Below are 4,138 nucleotides of genomic sequence, written 5' to 3' on the forward strand. Positions count from 1 at the left end.
GGGCAACATCGAGAACATCGGCCTTGAGGCGCTCGGGGTGAAAACCGATCGCGGCTGCATCGTCATCGACGGCTATGGCAAGACCAATGTGGCGGGCCTCTATGCCATCGGCGATGTCGCCGGACCGCCGATGCTGGCCCACAAGGCCGAGCACGAAGCCGTAATCTGCGTCGAGAAGATCGCCGGCCTGCCCGATGTTCACCCGATGGACAAGCTCAAGATCCCCGGCTGCACCTATTGCAACCCGCAAGTGGCCTCCGTCGGCCTGACTGAAGCCAAAGCCAAGGAACAGGGCCGCGACATCCGCGTCGGCCGCTTCCCGTTCGTTGCCAACGGCAAGGCCATTGCGCTGGGCGAGGACCAGGGCATGGTCAAGACCATCTTCGACAAGACGACCGGCGAACTTCTTGGCGCCCATCTGGTTGGCGCCGAAGTCACCGAACTGATCCAGGGCTTTGTCGTGGCGATGAACCTCGAGACCACCGAGGAGGAGCTGATCCACACCATCTTCCCGCATCCGACCATCTCGGAAACGCTGAAGGAAAGCGTGCTCGACGCCTACGGACGGGCACTCAACGCGTGAGCGGCAGTGTCCGCCTGCCCAGGGCTGTGGTGCTGCCGGTGGTTGGCGGCGCGGGCCTGGGCGCTCTTGCCGGCCTTGCTGTGATCAACGGTCGCGGCGCGGTCGAACTGGGATCGCTTCGCATTGAAGGCATCACGGGTATAGTGGCGGTCTCGGTCATCCTGGCATTGATGGGGTTGCTGCTCGGACTTACATTGTGGCTGATCATGCGCGCGCTTCACGCAGCGGCAAAGGGAGACAGACGATAATGCTGGAATATCAGATGGGATTCCTGGCCATGCCCGGTCTCGGCTTCTTCGGCCTTCTGCTGGTCGGCCTGATCGCCGGCTATGTCGCCGAGCGCGCCATGAACCGCGACCACGGGCTGTTGACCAACATGCTGGTCGGCATCGCCGGCTCTTTCGTCGGCAGCGCTCTGGCAGGCGTGCTCAACATCAACTATTACGGATTTGCCGGAAATCTGGTCGTCGCCATCATCGGCGCGATCCTGATCCTCTGGCTCTTCGGCCGCTCCAAAAGCCGCTGATCCACAACGCCTGTAAAAGGACCTCCTGATGGTCACGATCCTCGATGTCACCAAACCCGATGCCGAAAAGCCTGAAACCCGGCGCGTCCGGCATCCCGAGAAACAGAAGCGTCCCGATACCGAGGTCAAGCGCAAGCCGGACTGGATCCGGGTCAAGGCGCCCACTTCCAAGGGTTATCAGGAAACCCGCGCCATCGTGAAGGACAACAACCTCGTCACGGTCTGTGAAGAGGCCGGCTGCCCGAATATCGGTGAATGCTGGGACAAGAAGCACGCCACCTTCATGATCATGGGGGAAATCTGCACCCGCGCCTGCGCCTTCTGCAACGTCATCACCGGAATGCCCAACGCGCTTGATCCCAACGAACCGGACAACGTCGCCCGCGCCGTGCGCGAAATGGGGCTTAACCACGTCGTCATCACCTCGGTCGACCGCGATGATCTCGCCGATGGCGGCGCCGAGCATTTCGAGAAGGTGATCTGGGCCATCCGCGCCGTTTCTCCGCAGACCACCATCGAGATCCTGACGCCTGACTTTCTGCGCAAGCCCGGCGCGCTCGAACGCGTCGTGGCCGCCAAACCCGACGTCTTCAACCACAATCTCGAGACCGTGCCCCGGCTGTACCCGACGATCCGACCGGGTGCGCGGTATTTCCACTCGCTGAGGCTTCTGCAGCGGGTCAAGGAACTTGATCCGACCATGTTCACCAAGTCCGGCATCATGGTCGGCCTTGGCGAAGAGCGCAACGAAGTGCTGCAACTGATGGATGACCTGAGGACCGCCGACGTCGATTTCATCACCATCGGCCAGTATCTGCAGCCGACCCGCAAGCACCACGAGGTGATCAGTTTCGTCACGCCCGACGAGTTCAAGAGCTATGAGAAGATCGCCTACACCAAGGGTTTCCTGATGGTGGCGTCGAGCCCGCTCACCCGCTCCTCGCACCACGCCGGCGATGATTTCGCCCGCCTCAAGGCCAACCGCGAAAAGAAGCAACTGGCCACAGCGTAAGGCTTGCGGCCAACCGCGCGGTCTCGCCGGCACTGGCTGGAAGAACACGCGCGGATACTGCTTGCCGTGGCCGCCGCATCAGGTTGACGACATCCAGTTTCAGCGGACCCGAAACCGGCGGAGTCTTTTGCGCCAACGCTGAAAAATGAGCTTCCCCGCAGATCGATTCTGCGACAAATTCACCGGGCTTGGAGAGTCCGGTGATCCTGAGTGTTTGAATGGCAATTTGGCAAAGTCCCGGCTTTCCGTGGCTGAGCTGTCCGCTATCAATCCTGAGAGAAAACGACGTTGAAAACCTACGACATTTCATCGCTCTACGAAATCAATTTCGATTATCGCCAATATTTCGAAACCGGGTTTGACATGGAAGTCGTCTGGTTCACCGCCGCTGATATTGATGGCGACGGTTATGACGAATTCATCCTTGGCGGTCATAATTCCCAGGCTGACAGCGCCCGGCCGGCAGCGATCTTTGATATCGGAAAAAATTTACAGCTGTCTGTCGCCACCGATATTCTCCAGCCTTCGGCAGCAGCAGCAACGGTCTGGCCACGCTGGTTCCTGACTGGTGATTTCAACGGTGACGGCGATCTCGATGTTTTCATCGCCGCGACCGGCTTCGACTATCCGCCGTTCCCCGGCGAGCCCAACCTGCTGCTGTTGTCGGATGGTCTGGGCGGTCTTGCGGCATCACCCGTGCCGTTCGAGCAGTTCGAGTTCAGCCATGCTGCCGCCAGCGGCGATATCGATGGAGATGGCGATCTTGACATTTACGTCGGAAATGTCGCCTCCCAGAACATTGCCCCCTACATGATGATCAATGACGGCAGCGGCAACTTTACGCTGGAGCGTTCGGTATTGCCGGCAAGTCTGACTGCATCGGATGGCCGCGACCCGTGGCAGGCCGCCTGGTTCGATTCAGCGCTGTTCGCCGACGTTGACGGAGACAATAAGGTCGACCTGATTGTCGGCAAGTTCGGCCAGACCGCCAATGGCCAGACACATCATTCCTATGTCTATTTCAACGATGGCACCGGTCATTACAGCGATGCCGACCGGTCGACTTTGCCACAGCCGTTTCAGCTCGGCACCAATTCGACAAGTTACGATCTCGATGTGATGGATGTTGACGGCGATGGTGACCTCGACCTGTTCAACGTCTACACGCCGGATGATGATGTGCGTGGTTGGGAATTGCAGCTTCTGATCAACGACGGCAACGGCAATTTCACCGATGGCACCGCAGCCCGGTTTCGGGCAGGGGATACCTCCCAGACAGACGCCGACTATTTCCTGTCATTTCTTGATATCCTCGATATCAACAATGACGGCTTCGACGATCTGGTAGCACGTTATCTCGGCTCTGGTCAGGCCAACAGCGCGCCGGCGATCTGGTTGAACGACGGCACCGGCCATTTTGCGGCCATCATCAATGAAGAACTGTATCCTGATGATTATGCCTGGCTCGCCGGCCGTCAGTTCCAGCCGGTCAGGACGCCCAACGGGATCGAATTTGTCGTTCCCTTCGATATTGACGGAAATTTCCTCAACGACCCGCTGACGCTGACAGCCAGGGTTTCGACCGGCCCCAACGGCAGCAACCCCGCCGATCAGGGCGCTGCCGGGTTCAACGAGCTGTTCTATCTCAACACCAATCCCGATGTCGCGGCACTGGTGGAGGGCGACATCTATGCGACCGGCCTGGCGCATTATCTGGCGGTTGGAGCCGGTGAGAACCGGCTTGGCATGGCCAGCGGCGCAATTATTACCGGCACCGAGGCCGCTGACAATTATGTGGCCGCCAATGGCGCGGGGGTCTATCACCTTCTTGGCGGCAATGATGTGTTTACAGGCAGCTTCGGCGCCGAATTGATCTTCGCAGGCGATGGCGACGATACAGTGTCCGCAGGAGCGGGAAACGATACGGTCCAGGGCGGCGCCGGCAATGATATCCTTTACGGCGGCGCCGGTGCGGATCAGCTGATTGGCGGTGCTGGCGATGACAAGCTCTACGTTG

The 4,138-nt window shown here is 59.6% G+C and carries 5 protein-coding genes; all 5 read left to right on the plus strand.

The window, feature by feature from the left end; all coding sequences use genetic code 11:
* On the plus strand, positions 1–583 hold a 583-nt coding region (locus AAC029_RS15645), incomplete at its 5' end, for an FAD-dependent oxidoreductase (RefSeq protein ID WP_339749653.1).
* Positions 580–831 (plus strand): hypothetical protein, encoded by a 252-nt coding sequence (locus AAC029_RS15650; RefSeq protein WP_339749656.1) that lies wholly within the window; start codon positions 580–582, stop codon positions 829–831. The genes AAC029_RS15645 and AAC029_RS15650, both read left to right, overlap by 4 nt.
* Positions 831–1,109 (plus strand): GlsB/YeaQ/YmgE family stress response membrane protein, encoded by a 279-nt coding sequence (locus AAC029_RS15655; RefSeq protein ID WP_339749658.1) that lies wholly within the window; start codon positions 831–833, stop codon positions 1,107–1,109. The genes AAC029_RS15650 and AAC029_RS15655 overlap by 1 nt, the downstream gene beginning before the upstream one ends.
* Before the next feature lie 28 nt (positions 1,110–1,137).
* A complete protein-coding gene (lipA, locus tag AAC029_RS15660; protein WP_339749661.1) occupies positions 1,138–2,121 on the plus strand; it encodes a lipoyl synthase in 984 nt (327 codons plus the stop codon).
* A 288-nt stretch (positions 2,122–2,409) separates the two neighbouring features.
* Positions 2,410–4,138: FG-GAP-like repeat-containing protein (locus tag AAC029_RS15665; RefSeq protein ID WP_339749664.1), on the plus strand; the 1,729-nt coding region annotated here is incomplete at its 3' end.

Source organism: uncultured Maricaulis sp., assembly GCF_963975345.1.
In the GTDB taxonomy this organism is placed as follows: Bacteria; Pseudomonadota; Alphaproteobacteria; order Caulobacterales; family Maricaulaceae; genus Maricaulis.

Bases quoted from the DNA above. Each gene is read 5' to 3' on its own strand.
- AAC029_RS15655 (WP_339749658.1), top strand. From the start codon at position 831: ATGCTGGAATATCAGATGGGATTCCTGGCCATGCCCGGTCTCGGCTTC.
- lipA (WP_339749661.1), top strand. From the start codon at position 1,138: ATGGTCACGATCCTCGATGTCACCAAACCCGATGCCGAAAAGCCTGAA.